Annotated in this window: 17 protein-coding genes and 1 tRNA gene; 12 read left to right on the forward strand and 6 right to left on the reverse strand. The window is 67.7% G+C overall.

All coding sequences use genetic code 11. The annotated features are described in order from the left end of the window. The first annotated feature begins 81 nt into the window (after positions 1 to 81). The 7 genes from fdnG to AC3WOB_RS18765 all read left to right on the forward strand — a co-directional run bounded on the left by fdnG (position 82) and on the right by AC3WOB_RS18765 (position 9,260). Positions 82 to 3,150, forward strand: a complete 3,069-nt coding sequence (fdnG, locus tag AC3WOB_RS18735; RefSeq protein WP_492275842.1) for a formate dehydrogenase-N subunit alpha — start codon at positions 82 to 84, stop codon at positions 3,148 to 3,150. 10 nt (positions 3,151 to 3,160) lie between these two features. Next, positions 3,161 to 4,060: a formate dehydrogenase subunit beta gene (gene fdxH, locus AC3WOB_RS18740; protein WP_013391078.1), complete on the forward strand. Its 900-nt coding sequence runs from the start codon at positions 3,161 to 3,163 to the stop codon at positions 4,058 to 4,060. Next, positions 4,053 to 4,685 carry a formate dehydrogenase subunit gamma gene (locus tag AC3WOB_RS18745; protein ID WP_088143813.1) on the forward strand — a complete coding sequence of 211 codons (633 nt, stop codon included), beginning with the start codon at positions 4,053 to 4,055 and terminating at the stop codon, positions 4,683 to 4,685. Before fdxH ends, AC3WOB_RS18745 begins: the two co-directional genes overlap by 8 nt. A gap of 154 nt (positions 4,686 to 4,839) precedes the next feature. Further along, complete coding sequence (gene fdhE, locus AC3WOB_RS18750) at positions 4,840 to 5,772, forward strand: formate dehydrogenase accessory protein FdhE (protein WP_013391080.1); 933 nt, start codon at positions 4,840 to 4,842, stop codon at positions 5,770 to 5,772. Between the two features lies 1 nt (position 5,773). Further along, on the forward strand, positions 5,774 to 7,210 hold the full coding sequence (gene selA, locus AC3WOB_RS18755) for an L-seryl-tRNA(Sec) selenium transferase (RefSeq protein WP_492275843.1): 1,437 nt from the start codon (positions 5,774 to 5,776) through the stop codon (positions 7,208 to 7,210). Then, on the forward strand, positions 7,207 to 9,141 hold the full coding sequence (gene selB / locus AC3WOB_RS18760) for a selenocysteine-specific translation elongation factor (RefSeq protein WP_492275844.1): 1,935 nt from the start codon (positions 7,207 to 7,209) through the stop codon (positions 9,139 to 9,141). Before selA ends, selB begins: the two co-directional genes overlap by 4 nt. A 23-nt stretch (positions 9,142 to 9,164) precedes the next feature. Continuing rightward, a tRNA-Sec gene (locus AC3WOB_RS18765) sits at positions 9,165 to 9,260 on the forward strand. A gap of 22 nt (positions 9,261 to 9,282) precedes the next feature. Here the strand turns inward: AC3WOB_RS18765 and AC3WOB_RS18770 are convergent. Both AC3WOB_RS18770 and AC3WOB_RS18775 read right to left on the reverse strand, forming a co-directional pair. After that, positions 9,283 to 9,822 carry a TlpA disulfide reductase family protein gene (locus tag AC3WOB_RS18770; RefSeq protein WP_013391083.1) on the reverse strand — a complete coding sequence of 180 codons (540 nt, stop codon included), beginning with the start codon at positions 9,820 to 9,822 and terminating at the stop codon, positions 9,283 to 9,285. A 21-nt stretch (positions 9,823 to 9,843) separates the two neighbouring features. Continuing rightward, positions 9,844 to 10,944 carry a transglutaminase-like domain-containing protein gene (locus tag AC3WOB_RS18775; protein WP_492275845.1) on the reverse strand — a complete coding sequence of 367 codons (1,101 nt, stop codon included), beginning with the start codon at positions 10,942 to 10,944 and terminating at the stop codon, positions 9,844 to 9,846. Positions 10,945 to 11,083: 139 nt separating this feature from the next. Between AC3WOB_RS18775 and selD the strand changes: the two genes are divergently transcribed. Continuing rightward, positions 11,084 to 12,148 carry a selenide, water dikinase SelD gene (gene selD / locus AC3WOB_RS18780; RefSeq protein ID WP_492275846.1) on the forward strand — a complete coding sequence of 355 codons (1,065 nt, stop codon included), beginning with the start codon at positions 11,084 to 11,086 and terminating at the stop codon, positions 12,146 to 12,148. A 19-nt stretch (positions 12,149 to 12,167) separates the two neighbouring features. Here the strand turns inward: selD and AC3WOB_RS18785 are convergent, their stop codons facing one another. Both AC3WOB_RS18785 and AC3WOB_RS18790 read right to left on the reverse strand, forming a co-directional pair. Further along, positions 12,168 to 14,228, reverse strand: coding sequence for an LTA synthase family protein (locus tag AC3WOB_RS18785; protein WP_492275847.1), 2,061 nt, complete (start codon positions 14,226 to 14,228; stop codon positions 12,168 to 12,170). 112 nt (positions 14,229 to 14,340) lie between these two features. Then, complete coding sequence (locus AC3WOB_RS18790) at positions 14,341 to 15,258, reverse strand: LysR substrate-binding domain-containing protein (protein ID WP_492275848.1); 918 nt, start codon at positions 15,256 to 15,258, stop codon at positions 14,341 to 14,343. Between the two features lie 35 nt (positions 15,259 to 15,293). Here AC3WOB_RS18790 and AC3WOB_RS18795 point away from each other — a divergent pair, with 35 nt between their 5' ends. The 3 genes from AC3WOB_RS18795 to AC3WOB_RS18805 are packed head-to-tail and all read left to right on the forward strand — an operon-like array spanning position 15,294 to position 16,521. Further along, the gene (locus AC3WOB_RS18795) at positions 15,294 to 15,641 is read left to right on the forward strand and encodes a DUF2917 domain-containing protein (protein ID WP_492275849.1); all 348 of its coding nucleotides are present in this window, start codon (positions 15,294 to 15,296) and stop codon (positions 15,639 to 15,641) included. A gap of 16 nt (positions 15,642 to 15,657) precedes the next feature. After that, on the forward strand, positions 15,658 to 16,311 hold the full coding sequence (locus tag AC3WOB_RS18800; RefSeq protein WP_013391089.1) for a 2-hydroxychromene-2-carboxylate isomerase: 654 nt from the start codon (positions 15,658 to 15,660) through the stop codon (positions 16,309 to 16,311). 42 nt (positions 16,312 to 16,353) lie between these two features. After that, complete coding sequence (locus AC3WOB_RS18805; protein ID WP_492275850.1) at positions 16,354 to 16,521, forward strand: hypothetical protein; 168 nt, start codon at positions 16,354 to 16,356, stop codon at positions 16,519 to 16,521. A gap of 33 nt (positions 16,522 to 16,554) precedes the next feature. Here AC3WOB_RS18805 and AC3WOB_RS18810 read toward each other — a convergent pair whose 3' ends face one another. Together AC3WOB_RS18810 and adh are read right to left on the reverse strand one after the other, a co-directional pair. Beyond that, positions 16,555 to 16,932 carry a DUF779 domain-containing protein gene (locus AC3WOB_RS18810; RefSeq protein WP_042795603.1) on the reverse strand — a complete coding sequence of 126 codons (378 nt, stop codon included), beginning with the start codon at positions 16,930 to 16,932 and terminating at the stop codon, positions 16,555 to 16,557. Positions 16,933 to 16,989: 57 nt separating this feature from the next. Then, positions 16,990 to 18,519 (reverse strand): aldehyde dehydrogenase, encoded by a 1,530-nt coding sequence (adh, locus tag AC3WOB_RS18815; RefSeq protein WP_332014785.1) that lies wholly within the window; start codon positions 18,517 to 18,519, stop codon positions 16,990 to 16,992. 305 nt (positions 18,520 to 18,824) lie between these two features. Between adh and AC3WOB_RS18820 the strand changes: the two genes are divergently transcribed. Next, on the forward strand, positions 18,825 to 20,705 hold the full coding sequence (locus AC3WOB_RS18820; protein WP_492275851.1) for a sigma-54-dependent Fis family transcriptional regulator: 1,881 nt from the start codon (positions 18,825 to 18,827) through the stop codon (positions 20,703 to 20,705). Positions 20,706 to 20,708 lie beyond the last annotated feature (3 nt).

Raw genomic sequence — 20,708 nt, forward strand, 5'->3', positions numbered from 1 at the left:
GAAAATGTCCTTGGAAGTCGTAGGGCCTTTTCGCTTCGGCGGCCTTAAGGCTTTCTTCATTCACCAGGAGAGGAGTGTTTCATGGTCAACATGAATCGCCGCCAGTTCTTCAAGGTGACCGGTGCGACGCTGGCAGGCTCCAGCCTGGCTTTGCTGGGGGCTGCCCCCGGCACGGCCATGGCCGAAGTCCGCCAGTACAAGCTTGCGCGCATGACTGAAACGCGCAACACCTGTCCCTACTGTTCGGTCGCCTGTGGACTGCTGATGTACGGCTTGGGCGACGGCTCCAAGAACGCCCGTGCCAGCATCATGCACATCGAAGGCGACCCGGACCACCCCGTCAACCGCGGCACGCTCTGTCCGAAGGGCGCTGCCCTGATCGACTTCATCCACAGCCCCAACCGCCTGAAGTACCCGGAATACCGGGCGCCAGGTTCGGACAAGTGGGTACGGATGTCGTGGGACGACGCCCTGACCCGCATCACCAAGCTCATGAAGGCCGACCGCGACGCGAACTTCGTCGAGAAGACCGCGGATGGCAAAACCGTCAACCGGTGGCTGACCACCGGCATGCTGGCGGCCTCGGCAAGCAGCAACGAGGTCGGCTACATCACGCACAAGACCGTGCGCAGCATGGGGATACTGTCATTCGACAACCAAGCCCGTGTCTGACATGGCCCGACGGTGGCAGGTCTTGCCCCGACGTTTGGCCGTGGAGCGATGACGAACCATTGGGTCGACATCAAGAACGCGGACGTAGTACTGATCATGGGCGGCAATGCCGCCGAGGCCCACCCTTGCGGGTTCAAATGGGTCACGGAAGCAAAAGCCCATAACAAGGCGAAGCTGATCGTCGTGGATCCGCGCTTCACGCGCTCGGCATCCGTGGCGGACTTCTACGCGCCCATACGCACCGGCACCGACATCATTTTCCTGGGCGGCGTCATCAAGTATCTGCTGGATAAGGACAAGATCCAGCACGAGTACGTGCGCAACTACACGGACTTTTCCTTCATCGTGCGCGAAGACTTCGCGTTCGACGCAGGCCTGTATTCCGGCTACGACGCCGAAAAGCGCACCTACAACAAGGCCAGCTGGGACTACGAGCGCGGCGACGACGGCTACGTCAAGACCGATCCGACGCTGGCGCACCCGCGCAGCGTCTACCAGCTGCTGAAGAAGCACTATTCGCGCTACACCGAGGACATGGTCGAGCGCGTCTGCGGCACGCCCAAGGACAAGTTCCTGAAGGTGTGCGAGATGCTGGCTTCCACCGCCACCACCAACCGCGCCGCGACCATCCTCTACGCGCTGGGCTGGACGCAGCATTCCATCGGTTCGCAGATCATCCGCACCGGCGCCATGGTGCAGCTGCTGCTGGGCAACATCGGCATCGCCGGCGGCGGCATGAATGCGCTGCGCGGGCACTCGAACATCCAGGGTCTGACCGACCTGGGCCTGATGTCGAACCTGCTGCCCGGCTACATGACCTTGCCCAACGAGCCCGAACAGGACTACGGCAAGTACATCGAGTCGCGCACGCAGAAGCCCTTGCGGCCCAACCAGCTGAGCTACTGGCAGAACTACAGCAAGTTCCACGTGAGCCTGATGAAGGCCTGGTGGGGCAAGTCCGCCACGGCCGAAAACAACTGGGCGTTCGATTACCTGCCCAAGCTGGACAAGCTCTACGACATGCTGCAGGTCTACGAGCTCATGTTCCAGGGCAAGATGAACGGCTACCTTGCCCAGGGCTTCAATCCCCTGGCCGCCGCGCCCAACAAGGCCAAGCTGAATGCCGGCTTCGCCAAGCTGAAGTTCCTGGTCATCATGGACCCGCTGGTCACCGAGACCTCCGAGTTCTGGCGCAACGCGGGCGAAGCCAACGATGTGGATCCGTCCAAGATCCAGACCGAGGTCTTCCGCCTGCCGACCACCTGTTTTGCCGAGGAAGACGGCACGCTGGTGAACTCCGGCCGCTGGCTGCAATGGCACTGGAAGGGCGCCGAACCTCCGGGCGAGGCCAAGAGCGACATCGAGATCATGGCGCTGCTGTTCACGCGCCTGCGCAAGATGTACCAGGACGAGGGCGGCAAGTACCCCGACCCCATCGTCAACCTGTCCTGGCCGTACTCCAATCCGCAGAATCCCACTGCGGAAGAGTTGGCCAAGGAATACACGGGCAAGGCACTGGTGGAACTGACGGATCCCAAGGACCCGTCCAAGGTGACGCGCAAGGCTGGCGAGCAGTTGGCCGGCTTCGCGGAACTGCGCGACGATGGTTCCACCATCAGCGGCTGTTGGATCTTCGCCGGCGCCTGGGGCCCCGGCGGCAACCTGATGGCGCGGCGCGACAACAGCGATCCGACCGGCATAGGCCAGACCCTGAACTGGGCCTGGGCCTGGCCGGCCAATCGCCGCGTCCTGTACAACCGCGCGTCCTGTGACCTGACGGGCAAGCCGTTCGACCCGCGCCGCAGCCTTGTTTCGTGGAACGGCAAGTTTTGGACCGGCGCCGACATCCCCGACTTCAAGGGCGACGAGAACCCCGACGGCGGCATGGGTCCGTTCATCATGAATCCCGAGGGCGTGGCGCGCTTCTTCGCGCGGGCGGGCATGGCCGAAGGGCCGTTCCCCGAGCACTACGAACCCTTCGAGACGCCGCTGGGCTACAACCCGCTGTATCCGAAGGCCAAGGGCGTCACCAGCAATCCGGCCGCGCGGGTCTTCAAGGACGACCTGGCCGCGATGGGCACGGTGGACAAGTTCCCCTACGTGGCCACGACCTACCGCCTGACGGAGCACTTCCACTACTGGACCAAGCACGTCCGCATCAACGCGATCCTCCAGCCGGAGCAGTTCGTGGAGATCGGCGAGGCGCTGGCCAAGGAATTGGGCATCGCCAACGGTTCGCGCGTGAAGGTGTCGTCCAACCGCGGCTACATCAAGGCGGTCGCGCTGGTCACCAAGCGCCTGCGCGCGCTGACCGTCGAGGGCAAGACGGTGCATCACGTGGGCATCCCCATCCACTGGGGCTTCGTGGGCCTGGCCAAACCCGGCTTCCTCACCAACACCCTGACGCCGTTCGTGGGCGACGGGAATTCCCAGACGCCGGAATTCAAGTCGTTCCTGGTGCAGGTCGAGAAGGCTTAAGGAGACCGTCATGTCCATGCAATCCCTAGACATCAAGCGGCGCTCCGCCACCACCACGCCGCCGCCCGGCATCCGCGAGCCCATCACGGGCTCGGTAGCCAAGCTGATCGACGTCTCCAAGTGCATCGGCTGCAAGGCCTGCCAAAGCGCCTGTATGGAATGGAACGATCTGCGCGACGAGATCGGCACCAACGTGGGCGTCTATGACAATCCGGCCGACCTGACCGAGCATTCCTGGACGGTCATGCGCTTCTCCGAGTACGAGAATCCGCAGGGCGACCTCGAATGGCTGATCCGCAAGGACGGCTGCATGCACTGCGAGGACCCAGGCTGCCTGAAGGCCTGTCCCTCGCCGGGCGCCATCATCCAGTACACCAACGGCATCGTGGATTTCCACGAAGAGAACTGCATCGGCTGCGGCTACTGCATCACCGGCTGTCCGTTCAACGTGCCGCGCATCTCCAAGAAGGACCACAAGGCGTACAAGTGCACCCTGTGTTCCGACCGCGTGGCCGTCGGCCAGGAACCGGCCTGCGTCAAGGCCTGTCCCACCGGCGCCATCGTCTTCGGCACCAAGGAAGACATGACGCAGCACGCCGAGGAACGGATCGTCGACCTCAAGTCACGCGGCTTCGACAAGGCAGGCTTGTACGACCCGCAGGGCGTGGGCGGCACCCACGTCATGTATGTGCTGCATCACGCCGACCAGCCCGGGCTGTATCACGGGCTGCCCAAGGACCCGCAGATCAGTCCCATGGTTTCGCTATGGAAGGGCCTGTCCAAACCCGTGGGCGTGGCCGTGATGGCCTTGACCGCGCTGGCGGGCTTCTTCCATTACGCCCGCGTTGGCCGCAACGAGGTGTCCGAGGAAGACGAACGCCGTGCCGAAGAGGAGGTGCGCCATGAGTGAAGACCGCCACTACCGCCGCATCAAGCGCTATACGCCGGGCGAACGCACCAACCACTGGATCATCGCCTTCACGTTCATCCTGTTGGCGCTGTCCGGGCTGGCGCTGTTCCACCCGTCCATGTACTGGCTGAGCAACCTGTTCGGAGGCGGCCCCTGGACACGCATCCTGCATCCCTTCATCGGGGTGGTGATGTTCGCCTGCTTCGTCGTGTTCGCCGGCCACATGTGGCGGCACAACCTCATGACGAAGGCCGACCGCCAGTGGATGCGGCAACTGAACGATGTGGTCGAGAACCGCGAGGAAAAGCTGCCCGAAGTCGGCAAGTACAACGCCGGCCAGAAGCTGCTGTTCTATGTGCTGATCCTGTGCATGCTGGGCCTGTTCGTCAGCGGCATCGTGATCTGGCGCGAGTACTTCGCGTTCTATTTCCCGATCTGGGTCATCCGCGCCGCCTCGGTGCTGCATGCCGTCAGCGCACTGGTGCTGATCTGCGCCATCATCGTGCACATTTACGCGGCGATCTGGGTCAAGGGTTCCTTGACTGCGATGCTGCGCGGGTACGTGACGGCAGGGTGGGCGTGGAAGCATCACCGCGCCTGGTTCCGCGAACAAATCCGAAAATAGAAAGGGAAGAAGGGCCCCCACGGCGCGCGCACTGCGTGCGTGCCGCTTGCTCTGCGGCAAAGGGGGTCTTCTCCCGGCCCCCACATACTCACCCAACGGCTGCTATCCTTCTCCTTGAAGGCTGGCAGCCGTGTTTTTTTATCTGGAGACGCAAGTGCAGCGAATTCTTCCGCGCGGCGAGATCGAAGCGCTAGACCACAACCGCATCCCCCGTGTCAGCCTGCCGGAACGCGGGTCGGTGTTCGCCATGCGCGCGGCCCGGTTGCGGCAGCTGGCGGCGGACAGCCCGGTAGCCGACTACCTGCTGCTGATGGCGCATCTGGTCGACGCCCAGCACCGCGCCTTGCAGGATTGCGCGGCGCCCGAAGCGTCCGAAGAACGCATTTCGCTGGCGCAGGCGCATGGCATGCCGCCCCTGCAGGCGGTGGGCTGGCCGCGCGATCCCCTGTGGCGCGGCATACTGGGCCAACTGATAGACCACGTGGCCGGTGTCAAGGACGTGCCGGCCGAGGCCGTCGAGGTCTGCGCCACCTTGCGCCGCGCGCTGGCCGAGAACCCGGAGTCGCTGGAGGACCTGGCCGAGGCCGTGCTGTCCGAACAGGACCAGGGCGTCGACGGCGCCGCGGCGCCTTTCGTGATGGCGGCCTTGCAGGTCTATTGGACCGACCTGGCCAGCCGTTTCGATGAAAAGCAGCTGCCGGTGGCCAGTCCCTTTGGCGTCTGTCCGGTGTGCGCCAGCTTGCCGGTGGCCAGCGTGGTGCGCGTGGGCGGGCAGTTCGAAGGCTACCGCTACCTGTGCTGCAGCCTGTGCGCGACCCAATGGCACATGGTGCGGGTGAAGTGCTCGCACTGCGAAGACGTGGAGTCGGTGGCCTACCAGGCCATCGAAGGCCGCACGCCCGCCATCAAGGCCGAAACCTGCGACCACTGCCATACCTACCGCAAGATCTTCTACCAGGACAAGGACCTGCAGGTGGAGCCCGTGGCCGACGACCTGGCCAGCCTGATGCTGGACGTGCTGGTCGGCGAGGCCGGCTATTCGCGGGCCAGCGGCAATCCGCTGCTGTGGCACGGATCGGAGGAATAGCATGGCTGCGCATACGCCCGATGGCGGCGCGGCCGCGATCTCCGACATTCCTTCCCTGGACCGGCTGCTGAACGCGCCGGGCATGCAAGCCGCGCTGGACCAGCATGGCAGGACCCAGGTGGTGGCGGCCCTGCGCCACGACCTGGACGCGATGCGCGAACGCGCGCTGGCCGGCGGGCTGCCGCGCCAGGAACTCGATGCCGACGCCGTGGCGGCGCGCGTGGCCGCGGCGCTGGCCCGCGCCGCCGAGCCGAAGCTGCGGGCGGTGTACAACCTGACCGGCACCGTGCTGCACACCAATCTGGGCCGGGCGCTGCTGCCCGACGAGGCGGTGGCCTCGGTGCTGCGCGCGCTCACGACTCCCGCCAATCTGGAATTCGATCTGGACACCGGCGGACGCGGCGACCGCGACGACCTGATCGACGAGCTGCTATGTGAACTGACGGGGGCCGAGGCCGCCACCGTCGTCAACAACAACGCCGCGGCCGTGCTGCTGATGTTGAACGCGCTGGCCGACCGGCGCGAAGTGGTGGTGTCGCGCGGCGAACTGGTCGAGATCGGCGGCGCGTTCCGCATCCCCGACATCATGAAGCGCGCCGGCGCCAAGCTGGTCGAAGTCGGCACCACCAACCGCACGCACGCCGCCGACTACGAAAACGCCATCGGCCCGCGCACGGCGATGCTGATGAAGGTGCATTGCAGCAACTATGCGGTCACCGGTTTCACCAAAAGCGTGAGCGTGGCCGAAGTGGCGGCCCTGGCGCATGCGCGCGGCCTGCCGGCCACCGTGGACCTGGGCAGCGGCACGCTGGTTGACCTGACGCAATTCGGCCTGCCCAAGGAAGACACCGTGCGCGAGACCATCGCGGCCGGCGCCGACCTGGTCACCTTCAGCGGCGACAAGCTGCTGGGCGGTCCGCAGGCTGGCTTGCTGGTGGGCAGCAAGGATCTGATCCGCAAGATCAAGAAGAACCCGCTGAAGCGCGCCTTGCGCGTCAGCAAGCTGACCCTGGCGGCGCTGGAGCCGGTGCTGGGCCTGTATCGCGCGCCGGAATTCCTGGCCCAGCGGCTGACCACGCTGCGCCTGCTGACCCGTCCGCAGCGCGACATCCAGCCGCAGGCCGAACGTCTGCGCGGCGCTCTGGCGCACGCGGCGGGCGAGCCGTACGCGGTCGAGGCCGTGCCCATGTTCAGCCAGATCGGCAGCGGCGCCTTGCCGGTGGACCAGCTGCCCAGCTACGGCCTGGCCGTGCGCTACACCGGCAGCGGCCGCGCGGGACGTCATCTGGACAAGCTGGAGACGCGGCTGCGCCGCCTGCCCGTGCCCGTGATCGGCCGTATCGCCGACGACGCCTTGTGGCTGGACCTGCGCTGCCTGGAAGCGCGCGATGAAGCCGACTTCGCCGCGCAGCTGGCGCATCTGGCGGAGCAGGCATGATCATCGGCACCGCCGGCCATATCGACCATGGCAAGACCACGCTGGTGCGGGCGCTGACCGGCGTCGACACCGACAGGCTCAAGGAAGAGAAAGCGCGCGGGATTTCGATCGAGCTGGGCTACGCCTACACGCCCTTGCCCAACGGCGACGTGCTGGGCTTCATCGATGTGCCTGGCCACGAGAAGCTGGTGCACACCATGGCGGCTGGCGCCAGCGGCATCGATTTCGGCCTGCTGGTGGTGGCGGCGGACGACGGCGTCATGCCGCAGACGCGCGAACACCTGGCCATCCTGGCCCTGCTGGGCGTGGCGCGCGGCGCGGTGGCGCTGACCAAGACCGACCGCGCCGACGCCGCGCGGCTGCAGGCGGTACGCGCCGAGATCGCGGAGCTTGCCGCTGGCACCTTTCTGCAGGACGCGCCGTTGTACGCGGTGTGCGCGTCGCAGTCTGGCGATGCGGGCGTGGCGGAACTGAAAGCGCACCTGGACGCCCAGGCGCAGGCCATGCGCCGCCGTGATGGCGCCGGCCTGTTCCGACTGGCCGTCGATCGCGTGTTCACCCTGGCCGGCCACGGCACGGTGGTGACGGGCACAGCCCATGCCGGGCTGGCCCGCGCCGGCGACGAAGCGGCCGATCTGCGGCTGATGCCTGCCGGCACGCGCGTGCGGGTGCGCAGCATCCACGCCCAGAACCAGCCCAGCGAGACCGGCGCGGCCGGCCAGCGCTGCGCCTTGAATCTTGCCGGCATGGACAAGAACGCCATTGCCCGCGGCGACTGGATCGCAGACGCGCGCTGCTTCCTGCCGTCGCGCCATGTCGATGTGGCGCTGACGCTGCTGGCATCTGCCGATGCGCCGGTGCGCGCCTGGGCGCCGCTGCATGTGCACATCGGCGCGGCGCGCCACGTCGCGCATGTGGTGCCGCTGAGCGCGGAGTCGTTGGCGCCGGGGCAGTCCGGCTGGGTGCAACTGGTGTTCGACGAACCGGTCTGCGTCATGCCGGGCGACCGTTTTATCGTGCGCAACGCGCAGGCCACGCGCACGGTGGGCGGCGGCCGGGTACTGGATCCGAACGCGCCAGACCGCAAGCGCCGTTCCGCCGCGCGCATGCAGTGGTTGCAGGCTCTGTCGTCCATGCTGGACGGCGCCGGCCTGCATCCGGTGCTGGAGCATGCCGCGCTGGGCCTGGACGAAGACGCCTTGCAGCGACTGACCGGCCGGCCCGTGGCTGAAATCCCCGCGCCGCATGGCGCGCTATGGCTGGAGGCGCGCACGCCGCAGGCGCCGCGTACCCTGATTCTTGCGGCCCATTGGGACGCAATGCGCGTCCGCGTGGAGCAGGCGCTGGCGGCGTTCCACCAAGGCGCGCCCGACGAGCCAGGGCCGGACGGCCCGCGCCTGCGCCGCATGGCCATGCCCGTCGGCCCGGATGCGCTGTGGCTGGCGGTGCTGGACGATCTGCAGCGCGACGGCCGCATTGTGCGCAACGGCCCCTGGCTGCATCTGCCCGGCCATACCGCGACCCTGGCGCCCGACGAGTCGGCGCTGGCTGAGCGCCTGCTGCCCCTGCTGGCGGCCGGCGCCTTCGACCCGCCCTGGGTGCGCGACCTGGCCCGTACGCTGGGCGAGCCCGAGGACCGCGTGCGGCAGCTGCTGCGCAAGCTCTTGCGGCGCGGCGAAGTGGCCCAGGTGGTGAAGGACTTGTTCTATCACCGCGATCAGGTGGCCGGGCTGGCGGCGCTGGCGCAAGGCCTGACGGCGCAGCCGGCAGGCTTGAACGCCGCAGCGTTCCGTGACGCCACCGGCCTGGGCAGGAAACGCGCGATCCAGATCCTGGAGTTCTTCGACCGCGTGGGCTACACCCGGCGGGTGCGCGATGCGCACGTGCTGCGCCAGGAAAGCGCCTACGGCAGCACGCGCCTGACGCAGTAACCGGTATCATGAGCGGCCACCATGGAAGGCATTCGTGCCCGGTGGCACGGCTGGGCTTCAAACCCAGTTGGGGACGTCAGACGTTCCCAGGTAGGTTCGACTCCTGCTGCCTTCCGCCATCCTTCTCGCGGCGCCCGCGGGCTAGGCCCGCAGCAGCCCCGTCACCACGCCGCCCACGCGGTCCGATTTCCAGTCCAGTTGCCCCAGGTGCCAATATCGGATGGATCCGCCGCGATCCACCAGATAGTTCGCGGGCAGCCCGACCGCGTCCCATTGTTTCGACACCGTGCTGTTCCTGTCATGCAGCACGGTGCCGGCGACCGGCCACTTCGCCAGGAAGGTGCTGATCTTGGCCGCCGAATCGCCGACGTTCACCGCCACCAGGCGCAAGCCTTCCTCGCGATGGCGCTTGGCCATGGCGGACATGATGGGGATTTCGTCACGGCAGGGCTCGCACGAGGTGGCCCAGAAACTGACGATGAGCACATTGCCGCGCCAGGAGGAGAGCTTTTTCTCGCGGCCGGATAGGTCGGGCAAGGCCAGGGGCGGGGTGGCTGAGGTCCAGGGAGCCCAGTCCGGACCGGTGGCCTTCTTGAGCGCATCGTCGCTGGCGGCCCGGACAAACCAGGGCAGGGCCGCCAGCGACAGGCCGGACTGCAGGAGTAGGCGGCGGCTGATCATGGCGGGTCCCCTGGGTTGGACTCAGATGGCAATCGGCTTGGCGATGAGCTTGTAGCTGAAGCTGTCGGGATCCAGGCTGTCCAACCGGCCGGCCGCGGTTTCCCCGTTGGGATACATCAGGAAAGGCACGGGGCCATGGGCGGCGCCGGGCAGGACCACGTCGTGGCCATGGTTGTAGGCCACCCAGTTCATCTCCCAGGCGCCGAACAGCATGACGCGCGCGGCGCGCACCTTGGCGTTGGTCAGCGGCAGCTCGCCGGGAGGCTCTTCCAGCATGACCTTGCGCACGTCGGCCGGGTCCACGGGCACCCAGCCGTAGCCGGCGGCATAGAACTCGGCGCGGCAGTGCTGCGCTTTGGTGACGTCGCCCGCCTTGCCCAGGCTTTTGTAGCCGAACTCGGAGTCCGCCACGCGCAGGCCGTAGGCGTCGCGGGCGGGTATGCCGGCGGCGCGGGCCAGCGCGACGAACAGGGAGTTGATGTCGGCGCATTTGCCGTTCAGATCGTTGGCCGTGAGCATGTAGCGCACGTCGCCCACGCCGCAGCCCCGGGTGGACGCGGTCCTGCAGGTCTTCTCGACGACCCATTCGTAGATGGCGCGGGCCTGCGCCAGATCGCCGCGATGGCCGCGGGTGATCTGGTCGGCAGTGCTCTTGACGATGCCGTCGGTGGGCAGCAACGCGGTGGGCTGCAGGAATTCGCGCAGCGCCGCCGCGCTTTCCTGCGGGATGCCGGCAGCGGGAGGCTGGCTCAGGTCCACCCGCCGGTTGCGGGTCTGGAAGCGGCTGGTGACGGTGACCCTGCGTGGCGCTTGCGCATCCGGCCATTGCACGGCCAGCATCTGCACGCCATAGCCGGGCGCCTGCGTCAGCTGCGCGCTGCCGCCGCCGCTGACCTGCCAGCTGCTTTGCGCGCCGCGCTGGTAGGCGGTGTCCGTGGCGTAGGGAACCGGAATCCAGATGCGCGCATGCGCGCCCGGGTCCTGCACGGTAATGTCGGTGGTCAGTTCGAAGGCGCGCCAGTCGGCGCTGACGGGGGCGAGATCCGCGCGCGCCGCCCTGGGCAGTGCCGCGCTGGCGGCGCACAGGGCGCCCGAGAAACGGAGAAAATGTCGGCGATCCATGTAGCCCTCACTCACGGTGAAGATTGGCTGTCGGTGCGCCCGGGGCCGGGCGGCCGTCCGTTGCTGCATGCTGCCGGATCATCATAGGGCCAATCCCGGGGGCGGTGCTATCCTTTTCCACTGACCAATGGAGATTCAGATGACCACCCAGGATGTTGCCAGCGCGGCAGTGCCGCGATTGACTTCGCTTTCGCATGGCGGCGGCTGCGGCTGCAAGATCGCGCCCGGCGTGCTGTCCGAGCTGCTCAAGCGCTTCGGCCCGGCGGTCAGCTATCCCGATTTGCTGGTGGGCACCGAGACCGCCGACGACGCGGCGGTCTACCGGCTGAACGACGAGCAGGCGCTGATCGCCACCACCGACTTCTTCATGCCCATCGTCGATGATCCCTACGATTTCGGCCGCATCGCCGCGACCAACGCGCTGTCGGACGTCTATGCGATGGGCGGCACGCCCATCATGGCGCTGGCCATCGTGGGCATGCCGATCAACGTGCTGCCGCACAGCGTCATCGCCGACATCCTGCGCGGCGGCGAAGCGGTCTGCAAGGACGCTGGCATACCCGTGGCCGGCGGCCATAGCATCGATTCCGTCGAACCCATCTACGGGCTGGCGGCGATGGGCCTGGTGCATCCCGGCCGCATCAAGCGCAATGCCGATGCGCGCGCCGGCGACGTGCTGATCCTGGGCAAGGCGCTGGGCGTGGGCATCCTGTCGGCCGCGCTGAAGAAGAACCGCCTGGACGACGCCGGCTACCGCGCCATGATCACCGAGACCACGCGCCTGAACCGGCCGGGTCCGGCGCTGGCCGCCATGGAAGGCGTGCACGCCATCACCGACGTGACCGGCTTCGGCCTGCTGGGACACACGCTGGAGATGGCGCGCGGCGCGCAACTGACCGCGCATGTGCGGCGCGATGCGCTGCCCTGGCTGCCCGGCGTGCAGGCGTTTGCCGCGGACGGCGTGATCACCGGCGCGTCCGGCCGCAACTGGGCCTCCTATGGCGCGTCCGTGCGTCTGGGCGAGGGCGTGAGCGACACCGAGCGCGCCTTGCTGACCGACCCGCAAACCGCGGGCGGCCTGCTGGTGGCGTGTACGCCGGATGCCGCGCAGGCGGTGCTGGACCTGTTCCGCCAGCACGGTTTTGAACAGGCGGCCGTCATCGGCGACATGCGCGCGGGCGAACCGGAAGTGCGCGTCGATTGAAGCCTTGGCTTCCCACGGGCTAGCGCGCCTGGCCTGCGCGGCCCAGCTCCTGCACCTGGTAGTTGATCTGCCAGTGCAGCAGCCGCGGATAGGCGTTCAGCCGCACCTGCTCCGCCCATTGCTCGGCCGTGGCGTCCTGTTCCTGCCCCAGCGCCAGTCCCGACGGGCCTGCCCAGGGCAGGATGCGGCCGGGCTTGTCCGGCCGGAACGCCCCTTCATCCGTCAGCATCACGTTCCCGTTGTTGAAGCCGAAGCACCAGGCCGGGTCGGGCCGCGCGGCCAGCAGGTTGCAACCGCTGCGGAAGTAGGGGGTTTGCGGCAGGCTCAGGTGATACAGCGTGGGCAGGATGTCCTTGTGGCTGCCCACGCGCGCCGGGTCGTAACGCGCCTGCGCTTGATAGGCCGGCGGCACGTACAGATAGAACGGCACGGCGCGCGCCAGCGCCGCGTCCTTCGGATCCTGATAGTCGATGCCCAGGATGTTGTGGTCGCCGGTTACCGCGACGATGGTGCGTGACGCGTTGGCCGAGCCTTTCAAGCGCGTCAGGAAACCGCCCAGCTGGTCGTTGGCGTAGCGCAGCGTGTCGAAAGCGGCGGCCAGCGTATCCCAGCTTTTGAAATACGGCAGGCTGGCCACGTCATCCAGGGGCAGACCACTCCGCTGGCCGCCTTCCGGCACGATGAACGGGGGATGGTGGGTGGTGGACAAGGCCACGATGAATAGCGGCAGGCTATCCTCGGTGCCCTGCGCCAGCCGCTCCTCGATGTAGCGGAACATGTACTCGTCGGGCACGCCCCAGGTTCCGGTCCGTGCTTGGGGATAGCGCGCCCTGAGGGTTTGCTGGTCCACGAATTCGTGCGCGCCCAGTTTGGTGGCAAAGGTCCCGAGGTTGCGCCAGGTGGCCGCGCCGGACGTGACGAAGACGACCCGGTAGCCGCGTTGCAGAAAAGGCGTGAAGGCATTGCTGGCGAAGGGGGTATCCGCCGCCGACGATTGGCCGACGGCGGCAATCGGGCTGCGCACCAGCAGCAGGCTCAACGATTCGATGGTGCCGTTGCCTTCGGCCACGAAGCGCTCGAATACCCAGTCCTGGCGCCAGTGCGGCCGCAGCGCGCCAAGCAGGTCGCGGCCGGGACGGTCATAAGCGTTTAGATGCGCGCCCATGCTCTCCATGACCTGCAGCACCACGTGGGGCGGCTGCGCCGCGGCCGCCGCATTGGGGCCGGTTGCGGCCATGAAGGGCCGCAGGCCGTCGTCCGGCCAGCCCAGGAAGCGCTCGTAGAGCAGGCGTCCTTCGCGCGCGGTGACGGGTTCGAAGCGCTTGTCGTTGCCGCGATCCGACAGGGCCCAGGAAAAGGCCGATATGCCGTTGGGCGCAATATCGTTGAGCAGGCGCAGCGACGAAATGCTGGTGTCGTCCTTGTTGAGCGGAAACCTGCCCAGCGAGCCTCTACAGGCCAGCACGGTGACGGCGATGATCAGTACGAACCGGACCAGGCTGGGCGCGAATGGGCGACGCTTGAACCGCATGCGCTGCACCCGGCCGCGCCAGCGGCGGCCGAGCCACCAGGTGCCGGCCAGCACCGCCGCCAGCAGCAGGCCGGCCTGCGCCAGGGGATAGCCGTGCCACAGGGTCATCAGGATGGCGTGGGTGTCGTCGTCGACCAAACCGAACACGAAAATGTCGATCGAGCGCGAGAATGTGGCGAAGTAGAAGACGCTGACGATCGTGATGGCCGTGAACAGCATCGCCATGACCGCGCCCAGGCCCGGCAGATAGCGTTGCCAGCGCTGTTGCAAACCGGGTTTGGCGGCCGCCGCCATGGACAGCAGCAGCAGTGCCGCACAGGCAATGCTGGCGACCTTGATATCGAACAGCAGCCCGGTCGTCAGGCTGCGCCGCACGTCCTGGGGCAGCGCGTCATAGGTCCCCGGCGCCGCATGGCGCAGCAGCAGGTAGCCGCGCCCGGCGCTTTGCGCGAGCACGCTGATCAGCCAGGGGGCCAGCAGGACCAGGCAGGAACGCTGAAAGTTGGCGAGCCAGTCTTGCCACTCCGACGCCGGACGGAAAAGCCTCATCAACATCTTGGGAGCAGGGTTACGGACACGCGCCGCAATCTACTGGAACAGCCGTCCCAAGTTATGAAGATCTGTATGGATTTTGTAGCGCGGCGTCCGGAGGGCGGGGCGCCTACGCGGTCAGGTCGTGCGCGGTGGCTTGCGCCTGTTCCATCAGCCAGCGCGTGACGACGTCGGCGTCGGGCGTGGCGCGGCGCGTATTGCGCACCAGCCAGTAGGCGTGCTCGGTGGCGCTGGCGGCCTGGCCGCCGACGGCCTCCAGGCGCTGGTCCGCCAGCATCGGCGCGATCAGCGCCAGCCGTCCCAGCGCGATGCCGTGGCCCGCCAGCGCCGCGTGCACGATCTGGTCGTACTGGTTGAAGCGCAGCATGCCCCGGGCGGGCGCCCGGCCCAGCCCGCGCGCGTTCAGCCATTCCGACCATTGCAGCCAGGGACGCGTCGGGTCGTCGAATTCCAGCAGCACGTGGCGCTGCAGTTCCTCGGCATCCAGCATGCGGGCCTTGAGCGAGGGGTGGGCTACCGGCACCACCGCCTCGCCGAACAGCCAGGCCGCGCTGTCCGGCACGCCGTCGCGCAGGCTGTAGCGGATGGCGATGTCCACGCTTTCACGGTCGATGTCGATCAGCCGGTTGTCGGCCGCCACGCGCACGTCGATGTGCGGATACGCCGCCTGGAAGTCCCCCAGCCGCGGCAGCAGCCACAGCGAGGCCACGCCTATGGTGGTGGTGACGGTGACGGGCGTGCGGCGTTCGGGCGCGCGCAACTGCTCGGTCAGGTCGCCCAGCTGGCTCAGCCAGACGTCGGCCATGCGGAACAGCTGCGCGCCTTCGGAGGTGAACGACACGCTGCGGAATCCGCGCACCAGCAGCGGCACGCCCAAATGAGCCTCCAGCGCCCGGATCTGGCGGCTCACGGCCGACTGCGTCACATGCAGGTCCTGCGCGGCCAGCGTGATGCTCATGCGGCGGCCCACGGCCACGAAGCCTCGGACCAGATCAAGCGGCGGGAGTTTGGCCAGCGGATATGGCATTCGTAAAACTCATGCGTATCGGACGGAAATGTCGCTTGAGCAATAGTACCTCCCGGGCGTCCAATAAGACTCAGACGACGGGTAAGGGGCGCAGAGCCCCGCAATCCGTCGCGATCGCCGCCGCCGCGGCCCAGGGGTACGCCATGATCCAGGTATGTTGCACTGCGGGAATGTCATTCCGTCTGGCCGGCGGCTCGACTATGCTGCTCAAACACGCTTCGGGCGTCCGCATCGTGTGTCACGCCGGCACCTTGTGGCTGTCCGAATACCAGCGCTTCGATGACAGCGTGCTTCAAGCCGGTGATTCCATCACCGTCGGCAGCGATCGCGATGTCGTTCTCAGCGGCCTGCCGGATGCGCAGGTCGCGCTAATTTCTCAGTAGTCCCGGAGCCCTAGTCATGACCGCGCCCCTGCCCGACACGCCCCGCATCGAGATGTGGTTCGATTTCGCCAGCCCGTACAGCTATCTGGCGATAGAGCGCATCGACGCCTTGGCGCAAGAGGCCGCGGTCCGGGTCGATCTGCGGCCCTTTCTGCTGGGCCCGATCTTCCAGGCCCAGGGCTGGAACGACACGCCGTTCCGGCTGTTCCCGGGCAAGGGCGCCTACATGATGCGTGATATCGCCCGCCTGGCCGAAAAGTACGGCCTGGTCTACAACCGTCCACGCCTGTTTCCGCGCATGAGCGTGCTGCCCGCGCGCATCGCGCTGCTGGGCCAGGATGAGCCCTGGGGCCGCGATTTCTGCGTGGCGGTGTTCCGCGCCAACTTCCAACGCGACCTGGACATCCAGTCCGAGGACGTGGTGCACGGACTGCTGACCGACCTGGGCCTGGACGCCGATGCCCTGATCGCCCGCGGCAAGTCCGAAGCCGCCAAGGAAGCGCTGCGCGGCCAGGTCGACCAGGCGCGCAACCTGGGCCTGTTCGGCGCGCCGACTTTTTTCGTGGATGGCGAGATGTTCTGGGGCAACGACCGCCTAGAAGATGCGCTGGAATGGACGCGCCGCGTGGCGCCCGCCAGCGCCTGGACCTCGTCCGCCGCGCGCCCCTGAGCCGCCGCCCGCGCAAGTTTTTTCCTCACACCTCTTTCAGCAATGAAAAACGCCAGCAGTGCCTATCGCGGCGCGCCCATGCCGGGCGGCCGTTCGTTCACGCAATTCCGCGCCGCGCGCATCCGGCGCGTGTCGTTCCAGTGGAAACAGGCTGTCGATGCCGGCACGCCGGACAAGGGCAGTCCGCATGGAGGCTCGCGGGGCCGCTAGGGCCTCGCGCGCAATCTGCTCAGGGGGTGCAGGCTAGCCCCTGCTGACGGGCGCCACCCGCGCCCATTCCTCGTCCGAGTACAGCCGCGAACGCAGCAGGAAGCGCTTGCCTTCCGCACTGTCCAGCGAGAAGGCGCCGCCCCGGCCGGGCACGGCGTCGATGATGAGCTGGGTGTGCTCCCAATAGGCGAACTGGTCCTCGCCCATGTAGAACGGGCAGCCCTCCAATTCGCCCAGCAGCACGTCCGAACCGCCCACCATGAATTCACCCTGGGCGTAGCACATGGGCGAACTGCCGTCGCAGCAGCCGCCGGATTGGTGGAACATCAGCGGGCCATGCTTGGCGCGCAGGGTCTCGATCAGGCTGCGCGCCTCGTCGGTGGCGACCACGCGCGGCGTTTGCTCTGCCATGTCAGGCTCCTTTGAGGCGCGCCGGGCCTCGCGGCCCGGCGCCGGAACACAAGCAGGTCAGAAGAAACCCAGCTTCTTCGGCGAGTAGCTCACCAGCAGGTTCTTGGTCTGCTGATAGTGGTTGAGCATCATCTTGTGGTTCTCGCGCCCGATGCCGGATTGCTTGTAGCCGCCGAATGCCGCATGCGCCGGATAGGCGTGATAGCAGTTGGTCCATACGCGGCCCGCCTTGATCGCGCGTCCCATGCGGTAGCAGGTGTTGGCGTCGCGCGACCACACGCCCGCGCCCAGGCCGTAGAGCGTGTCGTTGGCCAGGGCCAGCGCGTCGTCGGCATCCTTGAAGGTCGTCACGGCCACCACCGGCCCGAAGATTTCCTCCTGGAACACGCGCATCTTGTTGTGGCCCTTGAACACGGTGGGCTGCACGTAATAGCCGCCCTCCAGCGCGCCCTGCATCTGCGCGCGCGAGCCGCCGGCCAGCACGTCGGCGCCTTCCTGCTTGCCGATGTCCAGGTACGACAGGATTTTCTCCAGCTGTTCGGTGGAAGCCTGCGCGCCCAGCATGGTGTCCGCGTCCAGCGGATTGCCCTGCTTGATCTCGGCCACGCGCTTCAGGGCGCGCTCCATGAACTTGTCGTACAGGGACTCCTGGATCAGCGCGCGGCTGGGGCAAGTGCAGACCTCGCCCTGGTTCAGCGCGAACATGACGAAGCCTTCGACCGCCTTGTCGAGGAAATCATCGTCCTGTGCGGCGACGTCGGCGAAGAAGATGTTGGGCGACTTGCCGCCCAGCTCCAGCGTCACCGGAATGATGTTCTGCGAGGCGTACTGCATGATGAGGCGGCCGGTGGTGGTCTCGCCGGTGAAGGCGATCTTGGCGATGCGCTTGTTCGAGGCCAGCGGCTTGCCGGCTTCCAGGCCGAAGCCCGTGACCACGTTGATCACGCCCGGGGGCAGGATGTCGCCGATCAGTTCCATCAGCAGCAGGATGCCCAGCGGCGTCTGCTCGGCGGGCTTGAGCACCACGCAGTTGCCCGCGGCCAGGGCCGGCGCCAGCTTCCATGCCGCCATCAGGATGGGGAAGTTCCACGGAATGATCTGGCCGACCACGCCCAGCGGTTCATTGAAGTGGTAGGCCACCGTGTCGCTGTCGATCTCGGACAGCCCGCCTTCCTGGCTGCGGATGCAAGAAGCGAAATAGCGGAAGTGGTCGATCGCCAGCGGAATGTCGGCGGCGCGCGCTTCGCGGATGGGTTTGCCGTTGTCCCAGGTTTCGGCCGTGGCCAGGCGCTCCAGGTTCGCCTCCATCACATCGGCGATCTGCATCAGCATGTGGGCGCGCTGCGCGGCCGGGGTTGCTCCCCATTTAGGCGCGGCGCGGTGCGCGGCGTCCAGCGCCAGTTCGATGTCGCGTTCCTTCGAGCGCGCATTGCGCGTCAGCACCTGGCCCGTGACCGGCGTGACGTTGTCGAAGTATTCGCCGTCGGCGGGCTTCTGCCACTTGCCGTCGATGAAGTTGTCGTACTGGGTCTTCAGGTCCAGGCGCGTGCCGTAGGAGTCGGGGGTGATGCGGGTCGCGATGTCCATGCTTGTCTCCGGTATTGTGGGATAGCGGCAGTCGGCTGCCTGTCCTGTATCAAGCAAGGAGCGTGCCAGTCGGTGCTTCCCCGCTGGACAGCCCGCGGCTTGCATGCGAAAGTAGGTTTCCGAACGGGCAATAGGCAGCAGAGCCCCTCGAGGGCCGGCCCGCCGCCGGGCCGTCCCAAGGCGGGCCAGCCCCCTCGGGGGGCAGCAAGCCCGCGCAGCGGGTGCGGCGTGGGGGCCTTCCCTGTCGCTTTTTGCGACATCGTCGCGGAACAGGTGTCGCAGAACGCCTGTCCCAGGAGACATGCATGGCCACTCATTCCCGTCAGCACGCGCTGACGCAAGCGCGCCTGCTGTTCAACCAGCAAGGCGCGGTGCCCGGCGGCATGGTCGCCGAGCCCATCCTGCGATCGTGGCGGCGCTGCGCCGACCTGGGCTTCGACATGCGCGGCGTGCGCCGGGCCGAGCTCATGACCCAGGGCGAACTGCGCGAGGCCCAGCAGCGCAATGAGGCGTTGCGCCGGCTGTCCGAACCCGCCATGTCCATGCTGCGCCGCGAGGCCGGCGGCAGCGACGGCCTGGTGATCCTGTCCGACGCGCAAGGCCTGGTGCTGGACTCCGACGGCGACACCGGTTTCGCCCAGCGCGCGTCGCGCGTGGCGCTGATGCCCGGCGCGCCCTGGGACGAAGCGGCCGCAGGCACCAACGCCATCGGCACCGCGCTGGTGGAAGGCCGGCCCATCGCCGTGCATGGCGCGGAACACTATTTCGAACCCAACCGCATCCTGACCTGCGCCGCCGTCCCCATTACCGACAGCGAAGGCCGCACGCTGGGCGTGCTGGACCTGTCCAGCCCGGCCCGCGATCTCCGCCCCGACGTGCTGGAACTGGTGCGCGCCGCCGTGGACCTGATCGAGCACCGTTTATTTGAACAAGCCTATGAGCAGCACGCCGTGCTGCGGCTGCACGTGGACCATTCCGGACTGGGCGCGCCGGGGGAAGGCCTGCTCGCCTTCCAGGGCGACCTGCTGATCGGCGCCAACCGCCGCGCCTTGCAGGCGCTGGGCCTGGCGCCCACCGCCCTGGGCGTGTACCGCTACGCCGACGTATTCGACGGCGACATGGAGCGCTGCCCCGACGCGGCCGGCAGGGTGCTGACGCGATCGGGCGCCGTGTACCACGCGCGTCTGCGTTGGCCGCGCTCGCGCGCGCCGCAGGCGCCGGCACGGCCGCTGCTGCCGCCCACCGCGGGCCCGCGCCCTGCCGCGCCGAATTTCGATGCCGCGACCCTGGGTGCGCTGGCGCGCGCCGTGCACCTGTCGGACGCGGGCGTATCCATCCTGCTGCAGGGCGAAACCGGCGTGGGCAAGGAAGTGTTCGCGCGCCAGCTGCATGCGCGCAGCAAGCGGGCCTCCGGGCCGTTCGTGGCGGTGAACTGCGCGGCGCTGCCTGAAAGTCTGATCGAGTCCGAACTATTCGGCTACGAAGACGGCGCTTTCACCGGCGCGCGGCGCCAGGGCAGCAAGGGGCTGCTGCGCCAGGCGCACGGCGGCGTGCTGTTCCTGGACGAGATCGGCGACATGCCGCTGATGCTGCAATCGCGCCTGTTGCGCGTGCTGCAGACGCGCGAAGTCTCGCCGCTGGGCGCGGCGCGGCCGGTGTCCGTGGACTTCGCGCTGGTGTGCGCGACCCACCGGCCGCTGGCGCATGAAGGGCCCGATGCGCCGGTGCGCCCGGACCTGTACTTCCGCATCGCCGAATACACCGTCACGCTGGAGCCGCTGCGTGCGCGCGCCGACCGCCTGGGGTTGCTGCGCGGCCTGTGGGCGGCGCAGGGTGCGGGGCCGGTCCTGCCGCCCGATATCGAAGCGATCCTGGTGGCATACGCGTGGCCCGGCAACTACCGGCAATTGGTGGCCGTGCTGCGCACGCTGCACGTGCTGGCGGGGCCTGCCGGCATGGTCGACGCCGACATGTTGCCCGCCGACATCCGCGGCGCGGCGGCAGCGTCGCAAGCCACAGGCGGCGACGGCGACCCGGCAAATCTGCAAGCCATGACGGACGCTGCGATTCGCGACGCCCTGGCCGCTCACGGCGGCAACGTCAGCCACGCGGCGCGCGCATTGGGCGTGCACCGCAGCACGCTGTACCGGCGCGCTGCGGCGCTGGCCTCGCCGCGCGCAAGATAGCTT

It is taken from the genome of Achromobacter sp. FW305-C-30-7 (assembly GCF_058783105.1).